Source organism: Streptomyces sp. NPDC043427 (assembly GCF_056436655.1).
Genome location: NZ_JBWKCC010000036.1, coordinates 93,791 through 114,806 on the forward strand (window position 1 = coordinate 93,791; position 21,016 = coordinate 114,806).

Sequence of the window (21,016 nt, forward strand, 5' to 3'; positions counted from 1 at the left end):
CACCATGCCCCCGGCCTTCACGCCTCCGACGCGGTTCGCGGTACCGGGGCGGATCGCCGTGAGCGCCCGGGCCGCCGCCGACTGGCAGACGGCCACGATCACCGAGGTCCGCCGCGAGACCTCGCGCGCGGCCACCTTCCGGTTCGCCGTGCCCGCCTGGGCCGGGCACCTGCCCGGGCAGCACCTGATGCTGCGGCTGACCGCCGAGGACGGGTACGTGGCCCAGCGGCATTACTCCCTCGCGTCCGCGCCCGACGACTCCGGGCACGTCGAGCTCACGTTGGACCACGTCGACGGCGGCGAGGTCTCCGGTTGGTTCCACACGGTGGCCCGGGTCGGCGACCGGGTCGAGGTGCGCGGCCCGCTGAGCGGGTTCTTCGCCTGGCCCGGCGACCGGCCCGCCCTGCTGATCGGCGCGGGCTCCGGCGTCGTACCGCTGATGTCGATGGTGCGGCACCACCGGGCGCGGGAGCTGTCCGTGCCGCTGCGGCTGCTGGTGTCCGCGCGCGGCCCCGAGGACCTGATCTACGCTGCCGAGTACGGCGCCGAGACCACGCCCGTGTTCACGCGGAGCGCGCCGGAAGGGGGGCCGGTGGGGCGGCTCGCCGCCGCCCATGTGGCACCGCTGCTGGCCGAGGAGCCGCCCGGTGGGTGGGAGGCCTACGTGTGCGGCTCCAACGCCTTCGCCGAGCACGCCTCGCGGTTGCTGGTGGAGGCCGGCCAGCCCGTGGAGCGGATCAGGATCGAGCGGTTCGGCTGAGGGACGCCCCGGGACATTATCCGGCGAAAAACCCGACTCTTCCTGTTTGTGCCTGTTGGGTGAAGGATGTCCTGTGAGCGGGGTACGACATCCATGTGGGCACTCGTACGCGTGACGGCGAGGAGGTCGACATGCGAACCCGGGTGCACGGCGCGCGGCGGCGTCCCAACCCCCTGCGACGCCGGTGCGACGTTGTGGAGAGGTGGACGGTGCTGATCGTGGCCGTCCTGCTGCTGGTGGGTGCGCCGCTGGCGGGGACGGTGGTCGGTTGGTGGGCTCACGACGAGGCGCGGACGGTCGCCGCGCAGCAGCGCGCCGACCGTCACCGGGTGCGCGCCGAGGTCGTCGGCAGGACGCCGGACACGCTTCCCTCGGTGGAGGGCGGCCGGGAGCAGTCGTACCCGGTGACCGTGCGCTGGACGGAGCCCGGCGAACGGCCGCGGACGACCAAGGCGACCGTGCCGGCGGGGACACGCACCGGTGACACGGTCGACGTGTGGTTCGACGTCCGGGGCCGCAGCGTCGATCCACCGCTGGGAGAGTCCGCGGTCTGGCAGCACACCCTGGCCATGGGCACCGTCACCGCCGGCGGCACCGTCGCCGTGATCCTGCTCGGACGCCTGGTCGTCCGCCGAGTCGCGATGCGACACCGTCTGGACGAATGGGAACGCGAGTGGGCCCGCACGGAGCCGGAGTGGACGCGCCGCCGGACGTAAGGCCCGGTGAGCGTGCGCATCCAGCGAATGCGCCCCAGAGACCCGACCACCGGTGACGGCCACCTATCCGCCGGGGACTTCCCACACCCGTCCACAGCACCTAGTTCGACCTGCTTGACCAGCGGATCAACGACTGACGGCGTGGGCGCGCCATGGGCGCCTCGGCCTGCAAAAGTCTGGTCAGTCGTCCGACCACCCACGTACCGTGTGATCATCCACACGCTCTCTTCACCACGCTCTTCACAAAGGCGGTTGTTGATGGCCCTGTTCGATCTCCCCCTCGACGAGCTCCGCGAGTACCGCAGCGCGTCCGCCGAACCAGCGGATTTCGATGCGTTCTGGTCCAAGACCCTCCAGGAGGCACGCGAGCACGATCTGGACGCCCGCTTCGAACCGGTCGACACGGGCCTGAGCACCGTGCAGGTGTTCGACGTGACGTTCGCCGGTTTCGGCGGTCACCCGGTCAAGGGCTGGCTCAAGCTGCCCGCGGCGGCCGAGGAGCCGTTGCCGCTGGTCGTGGAGTTCATCGGGTACGGAGGCGGACGCGGCCTGCCGCACGAGAACCTGCTGTGGGCGTCGACAGGCCGGGCCCACTTCATGATGGACACCCGGGGCCAGGGCAGCGGCTGGGGCGGCGGAGGCGCCACGGCGGATCCGGTGGGCGCCGGGGTGTCGTACCCGGGCTTCATGACCCGTGGCATCGAGGCGCCCGAGCAGTACTACTACCGCCGGGTCTTCACCGACGCGGTGCGGGCGGTCGAGGCGGCCCGGTCGCACCCGCTGGCGGATTCCGCACGGACGGCGGCGATCGGTGCCAGCCAGGGCGGTGGCATCACCCTCGCCGTCGGCGGTCTGGTCCCGGACCTGGTCGCGATCGCACCGGACGTGCCGTTCCTGTGCGACTTTCCGCGCTCGGCGACGATGACGGACCGTCACCCGTACCGCGAGATCGGCCTGTTCCTCAAGACGCACCGAGGCCGCAAGGAGGACGCCCTGCGCACCCTCTCCTACTTCGACGGCGTCCACTTCGCCTCCCGCGGCCGGGCGCCGGCGCTCTTCTCGGCGGGCCTGGAGGACCAGACCTGCCCGCCGTCGACCGTGTTCGCCGCGTTCAACGCCTGGGCGCACGACGACAAGGCCATCGAGGTGTACGAGTTCAACGACCACGAGGGCGGTGGCCCCTTCCACGAGGAGGCCAAGGTGCGCTGGCTGCGGTCGTACGCCTGACGGGTACCGGGAGTGGCGGGTGACCTTCCCTGCTGTCCGACCAGTCGGTACGTTCGGGGACGTCCGGGTCGCGCTGTCGCGGCCCGGTTCCCGGCGGACGACGGAGGGCACATGTCACAACCGCACGAGCCACAGGTCCACGGCCACTGCGACGCTCGCTTCGCCTCGGTGCGCACGGCGTTCGAGGAGAACTTCCGCGAGCGGGACGAGCTGGGCGCCGCGCTCGCCGTCACAGTGGACGGCGTGACCGTCGTCGACATCTGGGGTGGCTGGGCCGACCCCGGCCGCACCCGGCCGTGGGAGCACGACACGCTGGTCAACGTGTGGTCGACGTCGAAGGGTCCGGTGGCGCTGTGCGCGCATCTCCTCGCCGACCGGGGCCTGCTCGACCTCGATGCGCCGGTGGCCGCGTACTGGCCGGAGTTCGCCGTGGCCGGCAAGGAGAAGGTCCTCGTACGGCATCTGCTGTCGCACCGCTCCGGCCTGTCCGGGCTGCGGGAGCAGCACTCGCTCGACCAGCTCTACGACTGGGAGCTGACGACCGCCCGGCTCGCGGCGACAGAGCCCTGGTGGGAGCCTGGGACGCGGTCCGGGTACCACGCGCTGACGTACGGCTTCCTGGTCGGGGAGGTCGTACGGCGAGTGACGGGGCTGCTGCCGGGTGCCTTCCTGGAGCGGGAGGTGACCGGGCCGCTCGGGATCGACTTCACCGTCGGGCTGCCGGAGAAGGAGGCGGTGCGGGCCGCCGAGCTGGTGCATCCGCCGACCGCGTCGAGCAGTGAACAGGATGCGGTCTTCAGCCAGTTGACGCCGACCGCGATCGCCGCGCTGGCCAATCCGGTCGTCGGCGCGAGTCAGGCCAACACACCGGAGTGGCGGGCCGCGGAGATCCCCGCGGCGAACGGCCACGGCACCGCGCGCGCCGTCGCGGCGCTGTACGCGATCTTCGCGGGCCGCGGGTCGTACGACGGCCACCGCGTCCTGTCCGCGGAGGCGGCCGAGCGGGTGCGCGAGGGGCAGGGCGGCTGCCGTGACCTGGTGCTGGGCGCCGGGTTGGCACACGACACGGAGATCGGGCTCGGTCTGTGGCTGAGCGGGCCGAACGGCTCGTACGGGCCCAACCCGCGGGCTTTCGGCCACGACGGTTTCGGCGGTTCGTGCGGCCTGGCCGACCCCGAGGCGGGGGTGTCGCTGGGGTATGTGATGAACCGGATGGGACCTCACATCGCCGACGACCCACGGAAGACGGCGTTGGTGGAGGCTCTCTACGGCGCGTTGTAGCGGGCCCGGCGCGCCACGACCATCCGCACGCGTGGGCTTGCGTCGCTCCTCTTCCCGAACTCGGGCAGGGCGTGCAGGTCCACGCGGAACCCGGCACGCTCCAACTCCCGCCGTACGTCGCCGAGTCGGAAGGCGCGGTAGTACATGACGAACGGCGGCCGCCAGAGCGCGTTGCGCACCCGCATCACCGCGTCGAAGCCGAGCAGCATCCAGAACGCCGGGGACGAGGGGCGGGGTGGGGCAAGGACCGGGAAGGCGAAGGTGCCGCCGGGGCGCAGCACGGAGTGGACCTGGTCGAAGAGGCCGGGGAGTTCGCGCGGGAGGAAGTGCCCGAACGCCCCGAAGCTCACAACGAGGTCGAAGGCGGGCCTGAACGGCAGGGCACGGACGTCCGCGCGCACCCACGCCACGCGCGTGCCCGCCGCCTCGGCGTGCCGCCTCGCGACGTCGAGCATCCCGGCGCTGAAGTCGACCCCGGTCACACTGCGTCGGCACAGCCTCGCCAGCACGTCCGTCCCGGCGCCGGTGCCGCAGCACAGGTCGAGTCCGTCGGCGTACGGTCCCGTCCGCTCCAGCGCCGAGGCGACGGCGGTGAGCACCGCGTCGGGCGTGCGGAAGGGCGTGTGATCGAACTTGGGGGCGAGCAGGTCGTAGCCGTGCTGCACGGACGACAGCGCCTGGACGGCGAGTTCGCGCAGGGTCGGGCCTTCGGGGCTGAACATCCGTGTCACCCCAGGGCCACGCGCTGCTTGAGGACCGTGAGTACGCGCTCGCACCAGCGGAGGTTCTCCTCCTCGAAGGAGATGCCGGCCATGAGCGTCAGGTACGGACCGACGCGGTCGGCCTCGCTCAGGTACTCCTCCTCGGTGCGACCGTCGAGGAGACGTTCGCGCACCCGGCGGTAGCGGTCGAGCTTGCCGCGGGCCCAGGTCATGCGTTCCTCGATGAGTGCGTGGGTCGTGCGCGGGTCCCCGCCGTCCATCGCCTGGACCTTGATCATGAGTTCGTCGCGGATGGCGGTGGGCCGGCGCGGCGGCCGCTCGGCGAAGCCCCGCAGGTCCTCCCGGCCGGCCTCGGTGAGCGTGAACATCCGCTTGTTGGGCCGGCGTTCCTGCTGCACGACCCGGGCCTCGATCAGCCCGTCCTGCGCGAGGCGCTCCAGTTCGCGGTAGAGCTGCTGGGGCGTCGCGGGCCAGAAGTTGGCCAGGGACACATCGAAGAGCTTCGAGAGCTCGTATCCCGAGGCCTCACCCTCCAGCAGGGCGGCGAGGACGGCGTACTTGAGGGACATGTGGACACGGTAACAGCAGGTGACTATTCTCTTCTGCAACTACTCAATTAATTGTCTACGAGGTGATCCGATGCGCGCGTTCCGTGAGGCGGTCGAGGCGGGCGATCTCGACGCCGTGGAGGCTCTGCTGGCGGAGGACGTCGTCTTCACCAGCCCCGTCGTCTTCAAGCCGTACCCGGGCAAGGCGATCACCACGGCGATCCTGCGCGCGGTCTCGGAGGTCTTCGAGGACTTCCGGTACGACCGGGAGCTCACCGGCGCCGACGGCCGCGACCACGCGCTGGTGTTCACCGCACGGGTCGGCGACCGCGAGCTGAGCGGCTGCGACTTCATCCACGTCGACGAGAACGGCCTGATCGACGAACTCACGGTGATGGTCCGCCCGTTGTCGGGTGCGCAGGCCCTGGCGGCGGCCATGGGAGCCCGGTTCGAGCAGATCGCGAAGGACGCGGAGGCGCGGTCCGCCGTGAACTCGTGAGCGCGGGTTCGTGACCGCCGGTGTGCGGCTCAGGGCCGCAGCCGTACAGCGCGAAGTGCCGGCGCGGATGGGCGACACCGTCGCCCGCCTGCCCGGCCCGGGCGAGATCGTCCAGGAGCGTCGTCGGGCGCCGGGAATACGAGAGACCCGGGCCATGTTGACCGCATCAGAACGGCCCGTGTCATAGAACAGCGTGTCGTAGAACAGCGGCAAGTGTTACGCTGCTGTCAGCACTCGTGCACGCCCCGTCGTGGGCGCCGGTGCCGATCTTCTCTCAGTCCGCTGACTCGCACACCGATTCCGATCTGTGCGATCAGCTCTCCACACACCTCGTGAGCAGTGCGTTTCCGCCGTACCCGAGGTGATGTTCTCCGCCGCCCGGAGGCCTGTACGACACGGCTTCCCCCTCGCGGCTCCTCTCCCCTTCCCTCGTATGTCTCATGCCACCCGTCCTGGAAAGGACCACCCTTCATGACCACCACACTCGAACACCCTCCCGTACAGCAGCAGCCCCAGTCCCAGACCCAGCCGGTGACCGGTTTCCTCGACATCGACGGCAACGGGAAGGGGCACCTGCGCGCCACCCACTGCCTGCCCACGCCCGCCGACCCGCAGGTCTCCCCCGCGCTGATCCGCCGACACGGCCTCCGCAAGGGCGACCTGGTCGACGGCGTACGCGGCGGTCGGAACTCCGTGACCGAGGTCGAGCTCGTCAACGGCCGCGCGCCCGAAGAGCTGCGCGGCCGCCGTGACTTCCGCGACCTCACACCGCTGCACCCCCGCGAGCGGATCCGCCTCGAACACCCCGCGTCCGGGCTGACCGGACGCGTCGCCGACCTGATCGCACCGGTCGGCAAGGGCCAGCGCGGGCTCATCGTGGCGCCCCCCAAGACCGGCAAGACCGTGCTGCTCCAGCAGCTCGCGGCGGCGATCGCCGGCAACCACCCCGAGTGCCGGCTGATGGTGGTGCTGCTCGACGAACGCCCCGAGGAGGTCACCGACATGCGGCGCTCCGTGCGCGGCGAGGTCTACGCCTCGACCTTCGACCGGGCGCCCAAGGAGCACATCGCACTCGCCGAACTCGTCATCGAGCGGGCCAAGCGGCTCGTCGAGGCCGGCGAGGACGTCGTCATCCTCCTCGACTCGCTCACCCGGCTGTGCCGGGCCCACAACAACGCGGCCGCCTCCAGCGGTCGCACCCTCAGCGGCGGTGTCGACGCGGCCGCGCTGCACGGCCCCAAGCGGTTCTTCGGCGCCGCCCGCCTCGCCGAGGAGGGCGGTTCCCTCACCATCCTGGCCACGGCCCTCGTCGAGACCGGCTCCCGCGCCGACGACTTCTACTTCGAGGAGCTCAAGAGCACCGGCAACATGGAGCTCCGCCTGGACCGCGAACTCGCCTCGCGCCGTGTGTTCCCGGCCGTCGACATCAACCCCTCCGGCACACGCCGCGAGGAACTCCTCCTGCTCCCGGCCGAGTTGACCGCCGTACGCGGACTGCGCCGGGCCCTGCAGCCCCGCGACGGACACGCCAACATGGAGACCCTCCTGGAACGGATGCGGCAGACCCCTGACAACGCGACATTCCTGCGCCGGATCCAGCCCACCCTGCCGGGGGCCTAGTACGGTGCCGTTAGTCTCGTTGATCGTGAACCGACGACGACAGAAGAAAGCCACGAAGCGTCTCGTCCTCGCCGCGAGTCTCGGCAGGAGCGCGGAGGTCCGCGTGCTGCTGCGGGCCGGAGCCGATCCGCGGCTGCCCGACATCGAGGGCACCACCCCCCTCTACGCGGCCTCCGTGCACGGTGCCGCCGACATCGTCCGCCATCTGCTGGCGGCCGGGGCCCCGCCGGACGCCGAGAGCGGACACGGCTCGGAAGGCACTGCGCTGTGCGCGGCGGCCTGCTGGGGTCACACCGAGGCGGTCCGCGCGCTCCTCGAGCACGGCGCCGACCCGAATCTCCGAGAGGACCACGGCACCGGTCTGGCCCCGCTGGACTGGGCGGAGAAGGGGTCGTACCCCGAGACGGCGGCGCTGCTGCTCGCGGCGGGGGCCCGGTCGCGCGAAGACGCCACATGACCTGGCCGCGCGCACGCACTCCGTAGTGCGGCATCCGGGTGCTCGCGTGCGGCGTTCGGCGCGGTCGGCGCGGTGCCGGGGAGGTCAGTTTCTACGTTGATCATATGACTATCGGATTCTCATCCCGGGTGGCTGCGTCGACCTGCGCGGTCTGCACGGCGGGTGTCCTGGCCCTCACCCCCGTCGCGGCGGCCGCACCGAGCGGAGCCGACCCCGGTGCGCCGGACCGGCCGAGGACAGCGGTCCCGCGCCCCTCCCTGCTTCAGCGCCACGGCACACAGGTCCGCCCGCACGCGGGGGCACCCCGGGTCCCGGAAATCTCGGCGTTGTCCTGGCTCGTGGCCGACGCCCACAGCGGCGCCGTGCTTGCCGCGCACGACGCGCACCGCAGGCTGCCGCCCGCCAGCACGCTGAAGACGCTGTTCGCCCTCACCGTGCTGCCGGTCCTCCCCGGGGGCGTCCGGCATCTGGTCAGCCAGGAGGAGTTGGCGGACGTCGGGCCGGGCAGCAGCCTCGTCGGTGTCGCCGAGGGGCGCGCCTACCGGGTCGACGACCTGTGGCACGGGGTGTTCCTGAATTCCGGCAACGACGCCGTGCACGTCCTGGCCGCGCTCAACGGGGGCTGGCGTGCGACGGCCGCCAGGATGCAGTCCAAGGCCCGCTCCCTGGGGGCCCGCGACACCCATGTCCTCTCCCCCGACGGCTACGACACCCCGGGCCAGGTGTCGTCGGCGTACGACCTCGCGGTGTTCGGACGGGCGGGCCTGCGCAACCCCGACTTCGCCCGGTACTGCGGCACGGTCCAGGCCGGCTTCCCGGGCCGGCGCGGCGGGACGTACCCGATCCTGAACACCAACCGGCTGCTGACCGGCGCCGACGGAGTCGAGCGGTATCCGGGGCTGATCGGGATCAAGAACGGCTACACCAGTCACGCGGGCAACACGCTCGTCGCCGCGGCGCAGCGGGGCGGGCGCACTCTCGTAGTGACGGTGATGAACCCTCAGGCAGGGGGCGGGTTCGCCGTGTACGAGGAGGCGCGCAAGCTGCTCGACTGGGGGTTCGCGGCCGGGGGGCGGGTCGAGCCGGTGGGGTCGTTGGACGCGCTGCGGGTCAAGCCGCGACAGGGTCCCGTCACGCTGCCCGTAGCGGCGGCGGTCACTCCGGACGGCGGGCCCGGCTGGTCGGAGGCGGCGGCGATCGCGGGTGCCGCCGCTCTGGGCGCGGCCGCCGTGGCGGTGGCACTGCGGCTCTTGGGGGTGCGCACGGAGGACAGCTGACCGATCGGCAGTCCCAGGAGCAGACCGAGGGTGATCCAGGTGTAGGCGCTGCCGCCGAGGAAGCCGTCGACGCCGGACGCGTCGTCGAACCACAGCCACACCACGCTGCTGCACATCACCGCGTACAGCGCGCCCGTGACACGCGGGTGTCCGGCGCGCAGGAGTACGGCGAAGCTCGGCAGCAGCCACACGAGGTGGTGCACCCAGGTGATGGGACTGACCAGACAGGCCGTCAGCCCGGTGAGGGCGAAGGCGGCCCACCAGTCCCCCGCCACCACCGCCCGGCGCGCCCGCCACACCCACACGCCGAGCACCAACAGCACCGTCGCCGCCCAGACTTCACGGCTCGCCTCACCGAGGCGGGCCAGGACGCCCTGCAACGACTGGTTCGAGACGTAGTCGAGGCGACCCACCCGGTTCGTGTCCCACAGCGCCTCTGTCCAGTAGTGACGGGACGCGTCCGGGGCCACCCAGGCCGCGAGCGCCGTCGCCGCGGCGGCGACGGCCGTCGCGACGCCCGCGGCGCGCCATCTGCGTGCCACCAGCAGCAGGCCGATGAACAGCGCGGGCGTCAGCTTGATCGCGGCCGCCAGACCGATGCCGACGCCCGCCCAGCGGCCCCGCCCGGCAGCCAGCAGCCACCCGTCGACGAGGACCAGGGCCAGCAGCAGGACGTTGACCTGGCCGAAGCTGAAGGTGTCGCGGAGCGGTTCGAACAGGGCGAGGGCGCACAGGGCCAGTGCGCAGCCGTACCAGCCGTGCCGTCGCCACGCCCGCCCGGTCAGCAGTCGCACTACCAGGGCCAGCGCGGCCAGGTTGAGCAGCAGGGCGACGGCGATCGCCGTGTTCAGCCCGACCAGCGCCATCGGCAGCATCGCGACAGCCGCGAACGGGGGGTAGGTGAAGCCGTACGTCGTGCCGGGCACCTGGTAGTCGTAGATCCGGCCGCCGTGGTGGATCCAGCTGTCGACCGTGCCGTAGTAGACGCGCAGGTCGAACCAGTCACGCAGCAGCGGCACGGTCGCGGTGAAGACGGTGACCGCCGTGGCGAGGGCCAGCACGAGAAGGAGCCGGCCGCGGTCGGTACGAGGCCCTGTCACGCCGTACGTCCTCGTCATGCCGTACGTCCTTCCAGGACCGGGGCGTGTGCCGCCTGGTGGGCCTGCCACAGGACGACCACGGCGAGCACTCCGCCGGAGACGGCCAGGACCAGTTGGCCGGTGTCCGCCGGGCCGCCGCTCGGCAGGACCGCGAGGGCCAGCACTCCGGTCAGGGCGGCCGTGCGGTGCCGTGTCGAGGTGTTCGGGGCAGCGGCGGCGATGAGGAACAGGCCCCACAGCGCGTACCAGGGGCGGATCGCCGGTCCGAAGGCGGCCACCGCGGCCAGACTCAGGCCCAGCGCGTACACGGGGCGCCCGCGGCCGCGCCACCATATGGCGAGGAGGAGGACCGCGGTGACCGCGAGCCCGAGGACGTGCCAGGCCGGGACGGCGAGCGGTGCCAGGTCGCTGCCGAGCCGCTCCAGAAGCGCGCCGGTGGCCCGGCCCAGGAGGCTGGTGAGCGCCCAGTTGTGCGGGGAGACCGGGGTGTCCAGAGCGCCTATCCAGCCGTACCCCGTGCCCGCGAGCGCCGTGGCGGCCACCGTGGTCGCGGCGGACGCGGCCGCCGTCGACAGGACGGCCCGCGCGGGACGGTGACCGGCGTGCATCCGCAGCATCACGACGGCGACGAGGCCGAGTGCGGCGGGCGCCTTGACCAGCGCGGCGAGCGTGACGAGGACGGCTGCCAGGAGGGGCCACCGACCGAGCGCGGCGACGAGCCCCGTGCCCAGCAGGCCGAGCATGATGGCGTCGTTGTGGGCGCCCGCCACCAGGTGCAGCAGCACCAGCGGGTTGAGTGCGCCCAGCCACAGCGCGGCGGCCGGGTCGGCGCCGCTGTGCCGGGCGAGGCGGGGAAGGGCGGCGGCCATCAGGGCCACGCCGAGCAGGGCCACCAGGCGCATGCCGAGGAGTCCGGCGGGGAGTTCGCCGTGGGTGAGACCGGTCAGCGCGGAGGCGAGGGCGAGGAACACCGGGCCGTAGGGGGCGGCGGTGTGCTGCCACAGCGGGGCGACCTCCTCGGCGAGGGGGCCGCCGAGCATGGCGGGTCCGTGCGTGTAGACGTCGATGTGCCCGTCCACCATGGCGCCCTGGGCGAGGTAGCTGTAGACGTCCCTGCTGAACAGGGGCGGCGCGATCAGCAGCGGGGCCGCCCAGACGGCGAGGACCAGCAGCAGCGCGCGCGGGGTCGGCGGGTCGGCGCTGCGCACCAGGCGGCCCAGCAGCAGCCAGGCCGCTATGAGCAGGACGACGCCGAAGTACACACCGACCAGGCCGAGCGCGGCATGGGGCGAGGACGGGGCCAGCAGTTCCCGGGCCGGCAGGGCACCGGCCGTCTCACCGCCCAGCGCGAGGAAGGCGGTACCGGCCAGGCCCAGCACCTGGCAGCGGCGGAGATCGACGGGAAAAGCCATGGCCAACACTCCGTCAGCGTGTCAACGCGGGATGGCCGGAAAGCGACGCTCCCCCCTCGGGACGGCGGCGCCTGTGTAACCGGCGAGTGATCCCAGCTTGAGTATCCGTACTCAGGACACCGCCCTCCGTCCGGGAAACCCTGGCCCCATGACGACGGCACCGCCCGCACTTCCCGCCCGGCGACGTGATCACCTGCACCCCGTGGCGGACGTGGCTCTCGCCCTCGTACTGCTCGCTGTCGACGCCGGGGTGGGCCTTTGGGCCTACCTCGCCGGCATGGACGCGGCCGGTTACTCCTTCTTCGACAACGGCGCCGACAACTCCGACGTCAGCATGACCAAGCCGGCCCTGTTCGTCGGGGTGGCGGGTGTCCTCGTACTCGGGACGGCGCTGCTGACCTGGAAGGGGCGCGCGTACATCACCGCGGCCCTTCAGGGCCTCGCCGCCTGCGTGCTGCTCCTGGTCGCCGCGGCCGGTGTGGCCGAACAGCACGACACGGACCGTCCGCCCGCGCCGCGGCCCGGCTACAGCGGACCGCAGACGCAGTGCCTGTCCGGCGGCGACAACAGCGAGTGCCACGGCTCGTGAGCAGTACGCGGGATGACCGGGGTGCTCAGAACACCGACAGTCCGGTCAGTGTCGTGAAGCGGTCCAGCGCCGCCACCCCGGTCACCGAGTTGCCCCGCTCGTCCAGTCCGGGGCTCCACACGCACAGCGTGCACCGGCCGGGTACGACGGCGATGATGCCGCCGCCGACGCCGCTCTTGCCCGGCAGCCCGACCCGGTAGGCGAACTCGCCCGCCGCGTCGTACGTCCCGCACGTCAGCATGACCGCGTTGACCTGCTTGGCCTGGCTGCGGCTGAGCAGCCGGGTGCCGTCGGCGCGCAGGCCGTGCCGGGCCAGGAAGCTGGTGGCCAGCGCGAGGTCGGCGCAGGAGGCGGTGATCGAGCACTGGCGGAAGTACTGGTCGAGCAGTTCGGGCACCGGGTTGCCGATGTTCCCGTAGGACGCCATGAAGTGCGCCAGCGCCGCGTTGCGGTCGCCGTGCCCGGCCTCGGAGGCGGCGACTTCCTCGTCGAAGGACAGTCCCGGGTTTCCGCTCTCGGCTCGCAGGAACCGCAGCAGTTCGCCGGCCGCGTCGCCGGTACGGCTGTGGAGTCGGTCGGTGACGACCAGCGCGCCCGCGTTGATGAAGGGGTTGCGCGGGATGCCGTTCTCGTACTCCAGCTGGACCAGGGAGTTGAAGGGGTTGCCGGAGGGCTCGCGGCCCACGTGTTCCCAGAGTTCGGCGCCCTCGCGGGCCAGGTCCAGGGCGAGGGTGAAGACCTTGGTGATCGACTGTGTGGAGAACGGCTCCCGCCAGTCCCCCACGCCGTACACCGTGCCGTCCGGCTCGGCGACGGCCATGCCGAAGCTGCGGGGGTCGCGGGAGGCGAGCGCCGGGATGTAGTCGGCGGGCCGGCCGCGTCCCGGGGTGCCTTCGATCTCCGAGACGATGCGGTCGAGGACCGGCTGGAACTGCGAGGACATGATCGGCATCATGCCGCACGCCTGCCTCCGGCCGGCCCCCGGGGGCTGGGTGCTCCGCACCCGTCGTGCCGTCCAATCAGGCATGTCTTGCGCCGACCTCCGCGTGCTGGCCCGTCGATCTCGGAACCGCACGTCAGGGTGAAGGTCCGCGGTCCCGTGCATGGGGGTCCGTTCAGCCATCGAGAAGACAGGAGCGATGTTGCGTCAGCGGAACGAACGCACCGCAGCCACCCACTCGGTGCGGCGAGACGACAGGAGCAGGGCCGCAGCGGTCGCCGGTCTGCCGCGGCGGACCGCCGCGGTGGGCCTGTGCGCCACGGCGGTGCTGCTTGCCGGATGCAGCATGCCCGCCCCGCACGTCCCCCTGCGGGAGAACGCACAGGGCGGACGGGACTTCTACCTCAGTCCACAGGGTGACGACAGCGACGACGGCCGGACTGCGCAGTCCGCCTGGCGCACCCTCCGCCACGCCGACGCCCTGCGGTTCGAGCCGGGCGACCGACTGCTGCTCAAGGGCGGCGCCCAGTTCAAGGGAACGCTGAGCATCGGCCAGGGAGACGCCGGCGACCCCCGCAAGCCCGTGGTGATCGAGTCCTACGGCAAGGGACGCGCGACGATCCTGGCAAGCGGGACGCGCGCGATCGAGGTGCACAACACGAGCGGCATCGCCCTGCGAGACCTGGTCGTCGTGGGCGACGCGGCGGCCTACCGGTCGCGGGAGGGCATCGCCTTCATCAGTGATCTGCCCGGCAACCGGAAGCTGCCGTACGTGCGGGTCTCGGGTGTGGAGGTGAAGGGTTTCCGCAACGGCATCCGGCTGCACGGCGGTCCCCAGGCGTCCGGCTTCCGGGACGTGGTGATCAGCGACAGCACGCTGCACACCAACCAGGACGCCGGGCTCGTGGCCGACGGTCCCGCCTTCGACGCGGACGCGCCCGCCTACGCGCACGAGGACGTGACCGTGTCGAAGGTGACGGCGTACAAGAACGTCGGCGACCCCCAGGCGTCCCACAGCAACACCGGCAGCGGCGTCGTCCTGGGCAGCGTCCGGCGTGGTGTGGTGGAGCGGTCCGTCGCCCACGACAACGGGGAGCTCTCCTCGCGGGGCGCGTTGGAGGGCCCCGAGGGCATCTGGACATACGACTCGACACGGATGACGTTCCAGAAGAACGTCTCCTACGGCAACCACACCGGCTCCCAGGTGGACGGCGGCGGGTTCGGTCTGGACAACAACGTGTCCCACTCGGTGATGCAGTACAACCTGGCCTACGGCAACGACGGGGCGGGTTTTCTGGCCTACTCGGCCGTCGCCAACGCGGCCCACACCGGCAACACGATCCGGTACAACATCAGCCACAACGACAGCCGCAAGCTTCAGGACTACGGCGGCATCGTCGCGTTCGGGGCGCGGGTGACGAACCTCGCGATCTATCACAACACGGTGCTGACCACGGCCAATGGTGACGTCCGCGCCCCCGCGCTGCGGCTCCAGCCGAGCCTGGGCTCCGTCACCGTGCGCAACAACGTGTTCGTGACGGACGGCCCTCCGGTCGTGGCGTCCCAGGGCGCTTTCGTCCCGTCGGACGTGCTGTTGCAGGGCAACGACTACCACAGTTCGCAGGGCTGGAGCCTGCAGTGGGGGGATCGCTCGTTCACCGATCTGGCCGCCTGGCGCCAGGCGACGGGTCAGGAAACGCTGGGCGCGCGAGCCACCGGCGCCGACGTCGACCCCTGCCTCGCCCAGGTCCCGCTGCCCGCGGCGGGTCCGAACCTCTACGGCACCGGTCCGACGCGCGGCGCACTGGCCTCCCGGTGCGCCCGCGCGCTGACCGGTGCCGCCGTGAACCTGCGGGCCCTGGGCGTGGACCCGGGTCCGGTGGACTACTTCGGGGCGCCGCTGAGCGGTTCCCCCGGCGTGGGGGCCGTGCAGCTCGGTCCGACTGCCTGAGGGCTCGTCAGCCGCAGGTGGTCGCCCGGGCCGGGCTGCGGCACGTGCACGGGCCGCCCCAGGGCGCGGACGTGCCACCCGGCCGCCCGCCAGGCCGCCGGGTCCAGGGCGTTGCGCGCGTCGAGCAGGCGCGGCGCCCGGACCACCTTCGACAGCTTCACCGGATCGAGTTCGCGGTACTGGCGCCACTCGGTGAGGTGCAGCACCACGTCCGCGTCCCGGCACGCCTCCATGACATCCGTGCAGTACACCGGCCCGGGCAGCGCGGCCCGCGCGTTGTCGAGGCCCTGCGGGTCGTGGACGAGGATGTCGGCGCCCTCGGCGAAGATCTCCGCGGTGACGGCGAGGGCGGGTGAGTCGCGCACGTCGTCACTGTCCGGCTTGAAGGTGGCGCCCAGCACCGCGACCCGCCGTCCGGCGAGCGTGCCGCCGAGGAGGTGGCGGACGAGGTCGACGGTCCGCCGGCGCTGGCGGTGGTTGATCTGGTCGACCTGGCGCAGGAAGGACACCGCCTCCCCCACCTGGAGTTCCTCGGCCCGGGCGAGGAAAGCGCGGATGTCCTTGGGGAGGCAGCCGCCGCCGAACCCCAGGCCGGCGGAGAGGAACCGGCGCCCGATGCGCACGTCGTGGCCGAGGGCGTCGGCGAGGGTGACCACGTCGGCGCCGGAGGCGTCGCAGACCTCCGCCATGGCGTTGATGAAGGAGATCTTCGTCGCCAGGAAGGAGTTGGCGGCGACCTTCACCAGTTCCGCGGTGGCGGGATCAGTGCTGACATAGGCGACACCGGCGCGCAGCATCGGGGCGTAGACGGTGCGCAGGAGCTGGTCGGCGTGGGGCGAGGTGACGCCCACGACGAGCCGGTCGGGGCGCAGGGTGTCCTGGACGGCGTAGCCCTCGCGCAGGAACTCCGGGTTCCAGGCGACCTCGGCGTCGACGCCGGGGCGCAGCTGCGCCGCGACCCTGCGGCTCAGCGTGCGGGTGGTGCCCACCGGAACGGTCGACTTGCCGACGATGAGGCTGTCGCGGGTCAGCATCGGTGCCAGTCCGTCGACGACCGCCTCGACGTGGCGCAGGTCGGCGGCGAGGGAGTCGGGGCGCTGCGGAGTGCCGACGCACACGAAGTGCAGGTCGGCGAAGTGGGCCGCCTCCTGGAGGGAGGTGGTGAAACGCAGCCGCCCGTTCTCGGTGTTCCTGGTGAGGATCTCCGGCAGTCCGGGTTCGAAGAAGGGTGCCCGGCCCGCCGCGAGAGCCTCGATCTTCCGGGTGTCGGTGTCGACACCGAGGACGTCATGTCCGATGTCCGCCATGCACGCGGCGTGCACGGCTCCGAGGTAGCCCGTACCGATGACGGTCAACCGCATGAAAGTTCTCCTGCCTTGGGGCCGCCGACGTCGACGGGATCAGCGGGCGTAGCCGTGGGGGTTGAGTTCCTGGAACCGCCAGGCGTCTCGGCACATGGCGGCGAGGTCGCGTGTGGTGGTCCAGTGCCAGGCCTCGGCCACCGAGCTGGTGTCGGCGACGAGCTCGGCGACGTCGCCGGATCTGCGGTCCACCACCTGGTAGGGGATGTCCCGGCCGCTCGCCTCACGGAAGGCGGCGATCAGTTCGAGCACCGAGGTGCCGGTACCCGTGCCGAGGTTGAACACCCGCATGCCGGTGCGGTCGTCCAGATGCTCGACGGCCACCCGGTGTCCTTCGGCGACGTCCATGACGTGGATGTAGTCACGGACTCCGGTGCCGTCGGGCGTGGGGTAGTCGTCGCCGAAGACGCTGAGCTGCTCGCGTCGGCCGAGGGCGACCTGGGCGACGTACGGCATGACGTTGTTGGGTACGCCCTGCGGGTCCTCGCCGAGCAGGCCGTCGGGGTGGGCTCCGACGGGGTTGAAGTAGCGCAGGGCGAGGACCTTCATGTCCGTCAGGTGGGCGCAGACGTCCTGCAGGATCCGCTCGCACGTCAGCTTGGTGTGCGCGTAGGGGTTGGTGGGCGCGACCGGGCTCTGCTCGGTCAGCGGCACGGTCCGCGCGTTGCCGTAGACGGAGCAGGACGAGGAGAAGACCAGCCGGTTCACGCCGTGTTCGCGCATGACGGACAGCAGGGCGCAGGTTCCGCCGACGTTGGTGTCGTAGTACTCGATGGGCAGTGCCACCGACTCTCCGACCGCCTTGTGGGCCGCGAAGTGGATGACCGAGTCGACCTGGTGGGCGGCGAACACCTCGGCGAGGGCCTGCCGGTCGCGTACGTCGACCTCGTAGGCGGCGGTGAGGGGGCGTCCCGCGGTTTTGGTGATGCGGTCCAGGGCGTGGGGAGAGCTGTTGACGTGGTTGTCGACGACGACGACTTCGTAGCCGTGGGTGAGCAGTTCGACGCAGGTGTGGCTGCCGATGAAGCCGGCGCCACCGGTCACCAGGACCGTTTCGGGCATCGGTACCTCGTCTTGGTCGGAGTTGGAGCGGGGGTCCGCGGCGGGCACGTGGCCTCAGCCCACGAGGAACCCGCGCAGGTAGGTGGGGAACAGCAGTAGCGCCCAGGCCAGTGGTACGAGGGCGAGGAGGCCCGCGGTGAGCGGCAGGGCGGCGGTCCGCAGGGCCCGGTGCACTCCGACGCCCGCCGACCTCGCGGTCTCCCGGATGTGCAGGACGCTGACGGAGAAGAGCACCAGCGCGTAGGAGAGGGAGCCGAGCAGGCACAGGAAGACATAGCCGACCGCGGGGCCGGTGAGCTCGCCGACCACGGCCGCGCCGGACAGCACGACGGTGATCAGGAGGTAGGGAAGCATCAGGCGCAGTGGCAGGGGCTCCATGCCGTCGCGGACCTTGGGCGTCACCTTGAAGACGACCTTCTTGGGTCGCACCCGCTGCATCAGCGCGGCGGCGGCTCCCCAGGCCACGTACGGCCAGCGGGTCAGTCCGAACAGCCAGCCCTCCCAGCTCAGCAGCGGGGCGTCCACGGGCCGTAGCAGGCCGCGTCGGCGCAGCAGCAGGGTGAGCAGGACCAGGAAGAACGACATGGCCCAGAAGTGCAGCAGGAAGGCCGCGTAGTTGACGTTGATCCACGGGTGGCCGGTGACCGCGGCGATCGGTGGCAGCAGCAGGCCGGCGGTGGTGGTCAGCGCGAGCAGCGGATAGTAGGAGAGGGCGAACGCGAACCGGATCCGCAGCCGGCCGGGCATGCGGCGCAGGTGCTTGGGGAGCATGCCCAGCAGCATGAACACCAGGCTGCGCGACCACTGGAACTCCTGCGTGACCATGGCGGCGAAGGTGAGGGGGCCATCGCCATGGGCCTCCGCGTCGATGGCGAACGCCCCGTGCCAGCCGGCCGAGTTCAGCAGGAACGTCGTCGAGAAGTCCTCGGCCAGTTCAGGTCCGAGGCCGCCGATGTCCTGGAGGGCGCGGGTCCGCACGGCGTAATGGGAACCGATGCACAGCGGTGCCAGGCCGTCGGAGTGGCCGAGTTGCATCGGTCCGTGGAAGGTGGCCTCGCGGTGCAGCCGTCCGCGTGCCGACCACGAGGTGTGGGCGTTGGCGTCGCACACGCTGGGGGCGGCGACGTAGCCGACGGCCGGATCGGCGAACGGCCGGACCATCTCCGACAGGTAGCGCGGATGGGGCACGTGGTCGACGTCGAGCTGAGCGACGACGTCGTAGTCGCTGTAGCCCCAGTGGTCGTAGAAGTGCGCGAGGTTGCCTTCCTTGCACCGGGTGCGACGGGGCCAGGCGTCACGGTGGTACGAGGGGATGCCGCGTCGGCAGGAGACGCTCACGGCGTTGGTCTCGCACCAGTCCAGGATCTCCCGCGTCGGGTCCTCGTCGCACAGCCACACGTCGTAGGGGTGCGGGAAGTCCTGATCCAGCATCGCGGTGAGGGTGGTGCGGGCGACGTCCCAGGGCTCCGAGGGTGCCCGGGTCACCACGAAGGCGGTGCGCAGCCCGGGCACCTCGACGGCGGGGTTGAAGGTGCGCAGCCGCACCATCACGACGACGAAGTACAGCGGCAGCACGGACAGGTACAGCAGGAGTGCGCTGTTGACCGCGAAGCCCACCCAGCCGACCCGGTGCTCGGGGCGCAGCCACCACTCCCAGAAGACGACCAGGGCGGCCCACCAGCACACCGCGAGCAGGGACACCTTCATCCGGTCGAGGCGTCCGAGGCAGGAGATCCAGTTGGCGGGGCGGGGTGTGAGCGCTCGGCGCGGCCTGCCGAAGACCGGTCCGTCGGCCGGCATGTCGACGACGTTGCCCGCCGAGAGGATCCACAGGTGGGTTCTCAGCATCGCGTCGTCGGTGCCCGGCAGGCGTCGGCCGGCGTCAAGGTCGGTGCCGTGCGCGCGGCCGTGGTCCGTCTGGGTCACGACGCGGCGGGGGTCGCGCCGACCGGGCAGGGTCCGGCGGTGACGACGCCGTCCTGCTGTCCGCCCCGGATCGCGCAGAGCGCCGCGGCGATGTCGTCGGGACGGGCGGCGAACCACTCCACGGTGCGGCGCAGACCGTCCTCGATGTCGACCTCGGGGCTCCAGCCCAGGCGTTCCGAGGCCCGGGTGATCACCGGTCGGCGGCGGGTGGGGTCGTCGACGGGCAGTGAGTGGAACTGGATCTCGGCCTGCGACCCCGTCAGGTCCAGGACCATTTCGGCGAGTTGGAGCACGGTCAGTTCCACGGGATTGCCGAGATTCACCGGTCCGGGTTCGTTTTGGTCGAGCATGGCGACGATTCCGCGCACGAGGTCGTCGACGTAGCAGAAACTGCGGGTCTGCTTTCCGTCGCCGTAGACGGTCAGTGGTTCTTTGGCGAGCGCCTGGACGACGAAGCTGGAGACGACCCGGCCGTCGTGCGGACGCATGCGTGGACCGTAGGTGTTGAAGATCCGGATGATTCCGGTGTTCGTTCCGCGGCTCGTCCGGTAGGCCTGGGTCAGCGCCTCGGAGAACCTTTTCGCCTCGTCGTAGACGGAGCGCGGGCCGACGGGGTTCACATGGCCCCAGTACGTCTCGTCCTGGGGGTGGACCTCGGGGTCTCCGTACACTTCGCTGGTGGAGGCGAGGACGAAGCGGGCGTCGTGGCGTGAGGCGAGGCGCAGTGCGTTCTCCGTGCCGCGGCTGCCCACGGCGAGCGTCTCGAGGGGACGCGCGAGGTAGTCGGGTGGCGAGGCGGGGCTGGCCAGGTGGGCCACCGCGTCGACGCGGCCCGACACCTCGACGGACCGGCTGACGTCACCGCGGACGAGTTCGAAGGCGGGATTTCCGAGAAAGGGAGCGATGTTGGCGGGATCGCCGGTCGAGAAGTCGTCGAGGCAGACGACTTCGTCACCGCGCCGCAGCAGTGCTTCGCACAGATGCGAGCCGAGAAAACCGCCGCCACCTGTCACGGCCACACGCATGAATTCTCCTGGATTCACCGAAGGATTCCATCGCTCCGCCCGGTGCAGGGTGCAAGGGAGACGTTCACCAGGACAGGAGACGGAGACGGTCTGTTTTTGAAGACCGCGAATTCAGCATATGAGCGTTGATAGTATTTCCCGGAGAACGGCGAGGCGGACTGCGCCGATCAGCCGGTACCTCCGGGGGGTGCCGCGTCGCACGATCCCGCCGCCGCTGGGCTGTGACGATCGATCGCGGCGGTGTCGCTTCATCCCTGGGTGTGACGGCACCCCGCGTGTCGGTCCGGTGCGCCGCACCGGATCACCACAGGACGCGGGGTGCCGTTCCGTCAGATCGCCTGCGTCGTGCCGCTGCCCGCCAGCACCTCGGGGCGCAGCAGGTCCGCCAGGCGCTCGGCCGGCAGCAGGCCCTTCTCGAGGACGAGTTCCGCCACACCGCGGCCGGTGACGAGGGCCTCCTTGGCGATGTCGGTGGCGGCCGTGTACCCGATGTGCGGGTTGAGGGCGGTGACCAGGCCGATGGAGTTCTCCACGCTCGCGCGC

Annotated in this window: 18 protein-coding genes and 2 pseudogenes; 10 read left to right on the top strand and 10 right to left on the bottom strand. The window is 71.5% G+C overall.

Annotation, left to right across the window (positions count from 1 at the left end; all coding sequences use genetic code 11):
- Nucleotides 1–4: 4 nt before the first annotated feature.
- The 4 genes from AC067M_RS39195 (at nucleotide 5) to AC067M_RS39210 (ending at nucleotide 3,984) form a co-directional block, all read left to right on the top strand.
- The gene (locus AC067M_RS39195; RefSeq protein WP_478701797.1) at nucleotides 5–760 is read left to right on the top strand and encodes a ferredoxin reductase; all 756 of its coding nucleotides are present in this window, start codon (nucleotides 5–7) and stop codon (nucleotides 758–760) included.
- Nucleotides 761–891: 131 nt separating this feature from the next.
- Complete coding sequence (locus AC067M_RS39200) at nucleotides 892–1,476, top strand: Rv1733c family protein (RefSeq protein ID WP_478701776.1); 585 nt, start codon at nucleotides 892–894, stop codon at nucleotides 1,474–1,476.
- Between the two features lie 258 nt (nucleotides 1,477–1,734).
- Nucleotides 1,735–2,703 carry an acetylxylan esterase gene (locus tag AC067M_RS39205; RefSeq protein ID WP_478701777.1) on the top strand — a complete coding sequence of 323 codons (969 nt, stop codon included), beginning with the start codon at nucleotides 1,735–1,737 and terminating at the stop codon, nucleotides 2,701–2,703.
- A 111-nt stretch (nucleotides 2,704–2,814) separates the two neighbouring features.
- Nucleotides 2,815–3,984, top strand: coding sequence for a serine hydrolase domain-containing protein (locus tag AC067M_RS39210; protein WP_478701778.1), 1,170 nt, complete (start codon nucleotides 2,815–2,817; stop codon nucleotides 3,982–3,984).
- Here AC067M_RS39210 and AC067M_RS39215 read toward each other — a convergent pair.
- Complete coding sequence (locus AC067M_RS39215) at nucleotides 3,969–4,706, bottom strand: class I SAM-dependent methyltransferase (RefSeq protein ID WP_478701779.1); 738 nt, start codon at nucleotides 4,704–4,706, stop codon at nucleotides 3,969–3,971. The genes AC067M_RS39210 and AC067M_RS39215 overlap by 16 nt on opposite strands.
- A 5-nt stretch (nucleotides 4,707–4,711) precedes the next feature.
- Nucleotides 4,712–5,275: a PadR family transcriptional regulator gene (locus AC067M_RS39220; RefSeq protein ID WP_478701780.1), complete on the bottom strand. Its 564-nt coding sequence runs from the start codon at nucleotides 5,273–5,275 to the stop codon at nucleotides 4,712–4,714.
- Between the two features lie 70 nt (nucleotides 5,276–5,345).
- On the opposite strand from AC067M_RS39220, the gene AC067M_RS39225 reads away from it, so the two are divergent.
- The 4 genes and pseudogenes from AC067M_RS39225 to AC067M_RS39240 form a co-directional block, all read left to right on the top strand.
- Nucleotides 5,346–5,753: a nuclear transport factor 2 family protein gene (locus tag AC067M_RS39225; RefSeq protein ID WP_478701781.1), complete on the top strand. Its 408-nt coding sequence runs from the start codon at nucleotides 5,346–5,348 to the stop codon at nucleotides 5,751–5,753.
- 471 nt (nucleotides 5,754–6,224) lie between these two features.
- Nucleotides 6,225–7,373 carry a transcription termination factor Rho gene (gene rho, locus AC067M_RS39230; RefSeq protein ID WP_478701782.1) on the top strand — a complete coding sequence of 383 codons (1,149 nt, stop codon included), beginning with the start codon at nucleotides 6,225–6,227 and terminating at the stop codon, nucleotides 7,371–7,373.
- Nucleotides 7,374–7,398: 25 nt separating this feature from the next.
- Nucleotides 7,399–7,830 carry an ankyrin repeat domain-containing protein gene (locus AC067M_RS39235; protein ID WP_478701783.1) on the top strand — a complete coding sequence of 144 codons (432 nt, stop codon included), beginning with the start codon at nucleotides 7,399–7,401 and terminating at the stop codon, nucleotides 7,828–7,830.
- Between the two features lie 104 nt (nucleotides 7,831–7,934).
- Nucleotides 7,935–8,771 (top strand): annotated as a pseudogene (locus tag AC067M_RS39240) (D-alanyl-D-alanine carboxypeptidase family protein); the annotation flags it as partial.
- 59 nt (nucleotides 8,772–8,830) lie between these two features.
- On the opposite strand, the gene AC067M_RS39245 reads toward AC067M_RS39240, so the two are convergent.
- Complete coding sequence (locus AC067M_RS39245; RefSeq protein ID WP_478701784.1) at nucleotides 8,831–10,225, bottom strand: glycosyltransferase family 87 protein; 1,395 nt, start codon at nucleotides 10,223–10,225, stop codon at nucleotides 8,831–8,833.
- Nucleotides 10,222–11,619, bottom strand: a complete 1,398-nt coding sequence (gene mptB, locus AC067M_RS39250) for a polyprenol phosphomannose-dependent alpha 1,6 mannosyltransferase MptB (RefSeq protein WP_478701785.1) — start codon at nucleotides 11,617–11,619, stop codon at nucleotides 10,222–10,224. The genes AC067M_RS39245 and mptB overlap by 4 nt, the downstream gene beginning before the upstream one ends.
- A gap of 148 nt (nucleotides 11,620–11,767) precedes the next feature.
- Here mptB and AC067M_RS39255 point away from each other — a divergent pair, with 148 nt between their 5' ends.
- The gene (locus tag AC067M_RS39255) at nucleotides 11,768–12,208 is read left to right on the top strand and encodes a DUF6234 family protein (protein ID WP_478701786.1); all 441 of its coding nucleotides are present in this window, start codon (nucleotides 11,768–11,770) and stop codon (nucleotides 12,206–12,208) included.
- Nucleotides 12,209–12,233: 25 nt separating this feature from the next.
- On the opposite strand, the gene AC067M_RS39260 is transcribed toward AC067M_RS39255, so the two are convergent.
- Nucleotides 12,234–13,163: a glutaminase gene (locus tag AC067M_RS39260; protein ID WP_478701787.1), complete on the bottom strand. Its 930-nt coding sequence runs from the start codon at nucleotides 13,161–13,163 to the stop codon at nucleotides 12,234–12,236.
- 184 nt (nucleotides 13,164–13,347) lie between these two features.
- On the opposite strand from AC067M_RS39260, the gene AC067M_RS39265 reads away from it, so the two are divergent.
- Complete coding sequence (locus tag AC067M_RS39265) at nucleotides 13,348–15,099, top strand: right-handed parallel beta-helix repeat-containing protein (protein ID WP_478701788.1); 1,752 nt, start codon at nucleotides 13,348–13,350, stop codon at nucleotides 15,097–15,099.
- On the opposite strand, the gene AC067M_RS39270 is transcribed toward AC067M_RS39265, so the two are convergent.
- From AC067M_RS39270 to aspA, 5 genes and pseudogenes are all read right to left on the bottom strand, one after another.
- Nucleotides 15,033–16,460: a UDP-glucose dehydrogenase family protein gene (locus AC067M_RS39270; protein WP_478701789.1), complete on the bottom strand. Its 1,428-nt coding sequence runs from the start codon at nucleotides 16,458–16,460 to the stop codon at nucleotides 15,033–15,035. The genes AC067M_RS39265 and AC067M_RS39270 overlap by 67 nt on opposite strands.
- Nucleotides 16,461–16,499: 39 nt before the next feature.
- Nucleotides 16,500–17,522 carry a UDP-glucose 4-epimerase GalE gene (galE, locus tag AC067M_RS39275; protein ID WP_478701790.1) on the bottom strand — a complete coding sequence of 341 codons (1,023 nt, stop codon included), beginning with the start codon at nucleotides 17,520–17,522 and terminating at the stop codon, nucleotides 16,500–16,502.
- Between the two features lie 54 nt (nucleotides 17,523–17,576).
- The gene (locus tag AC067M_RS39280; RefSeq protein WP_478701791.1) at nucleotides 17,577–19,448 is read right to left on the bottom strand and encodes a glycosyltransferase; all 1,872 of its coding nucleotides are present in this window, start codon (nucleotides 19,446–19,448) and stop codon (nucleotides 17,577–17,579) included.
- Nucleotides 19,445–20,473 (bottom strand): UDP-glucuronic acid decarboxylase family protein, encoded by a 1,029-nt coding sequence (locus AC067M_RS39285; RefSeq protein WP_478701792.1) that lies wholly within the window; start codon nucleotides 20,471–20,473, stop codon nucleotides 19,445–19,447. The genes AC067M_RS39280 and AC067M_RS39285 overlap by 4 nt, the downstream gene beginning before the upstream one ends.
- A 329-nt stretch (nucleotides 20,474–20,802) precedes the next feature.
- Nucleotides 20,803–21,016 (bottom strand): annotated as a pseudogene (aspA, locus tag AC067M_RS39290) (aspartate ammonia-lyase); the annotation flags it as partial.

Coding starts and splice junctions, on each gene's coding strand:
- AC067M_RS39195 (WP_478701797.1), top strand. CDS start 5: ATGCCCCCGGCCTTCACGCCTCCGACGCGGTTCGCGGTACCGGGGCGG.
- AC067M_RS39200 (WP_478701776.1), top strand. CDS start 892: ATGCGAACCCGGGTGCACGGCGCGCGGCGGCGTCCCAACCCCCTGCGA.
- AC067M_RS39205 (WP_478701777.1), top strand. CDS start 1,735: ATGGCCCTGTTCGATCTCCCCCTCGACGAGCTCCGCGAGTACCGCAGC.
- AC067M_RS39210 (WP_478701778.1), top strand. CDS start 2,815: ATGTCACAACCGCACGAGCCACAGGTCCACGGCCACTGCGACGCTCGC.
- AC067M_RS39215 (WP_478701779.1), bottom strand. CDS start 4,706: ATGTTCAGCCCCGAAGGCCCGACCCTGCGCGAACTCGCCGTCCAGGCG.
- AC067M_RS39220 (WP_478701780.1), bottom strand. CDS start 5,275: ATGTCCCTCAAGTACGCCGTCCTCGCCGCCCTGCTGGAGGGTGAGGCC.
- AC067M_RS39225 (WP_478701781.1), top strand. CDS start 5,346: ATGCGCGCGTTCCGTGAGGCGGTCGAGGCGGGCGATCTCGACGCCGTG.
- rho (WP_478701782.1), top strand. CDS start 6,225: ATGACCACCACACTCGAACACCCTCCCGTACAGCAGCAGCCCCAGTCC.
- AC067M_RS39245 (WP_478701784.1), bottom strand. CDS start 10,225: ATGACGAGGACGTACGGCGTGACAGGGCCTCGTACCGACCGCGGCCGG.
- mptB (WP_478701785.1), bottom strand. CDS start 11,619: ATGGCTTTTCCCGTCGATCTCCGCCGCTGCCAGGTGCTGGGCCTGGCC.
- AC067M_RS39255 (WP_478701786.1), top strand. CDS start 11,768: ATGACGACGGCACCGCCCGCACTTCCCGCCCGGCGACGTGATCACCTG.
- AC067M_RS39260 (WP_478701787.1), bottom strand. CDS start 13,163: ATGATGCCGATCATGTCCTCGCAGTTCCAGCCGGTCCTCGACCGCATC.
- AC067M_RS39265 (WP_478701788.1), top strand. CDS start 13,348: ATGTTGCGTCAGCGGAACGAACGCACCGCAGCCACCCACTCGGTGCGG.
- AC067M_RS39270 (WP_478701789.1), bottom strand. CDS start 16,460: ATGCGGTTGACCGTCATCGGTACGGGCTACCTCGGAGCCGTGCACGCC.
- galE (WP_478701790.1), bottom strand. CDS start 17,522: ATGCCCGAAACGGTCCTGGTGACCGGTGGCGCCGGCTTCATCGGCAGC.
- AC067M_RS39285 (WP_478701792.1), bottom strand. CDS start 20,473: ATGCGTGTGGCCGTGACAGGTGGCGGCGGTTTTCTCGGCTCGCATCTG.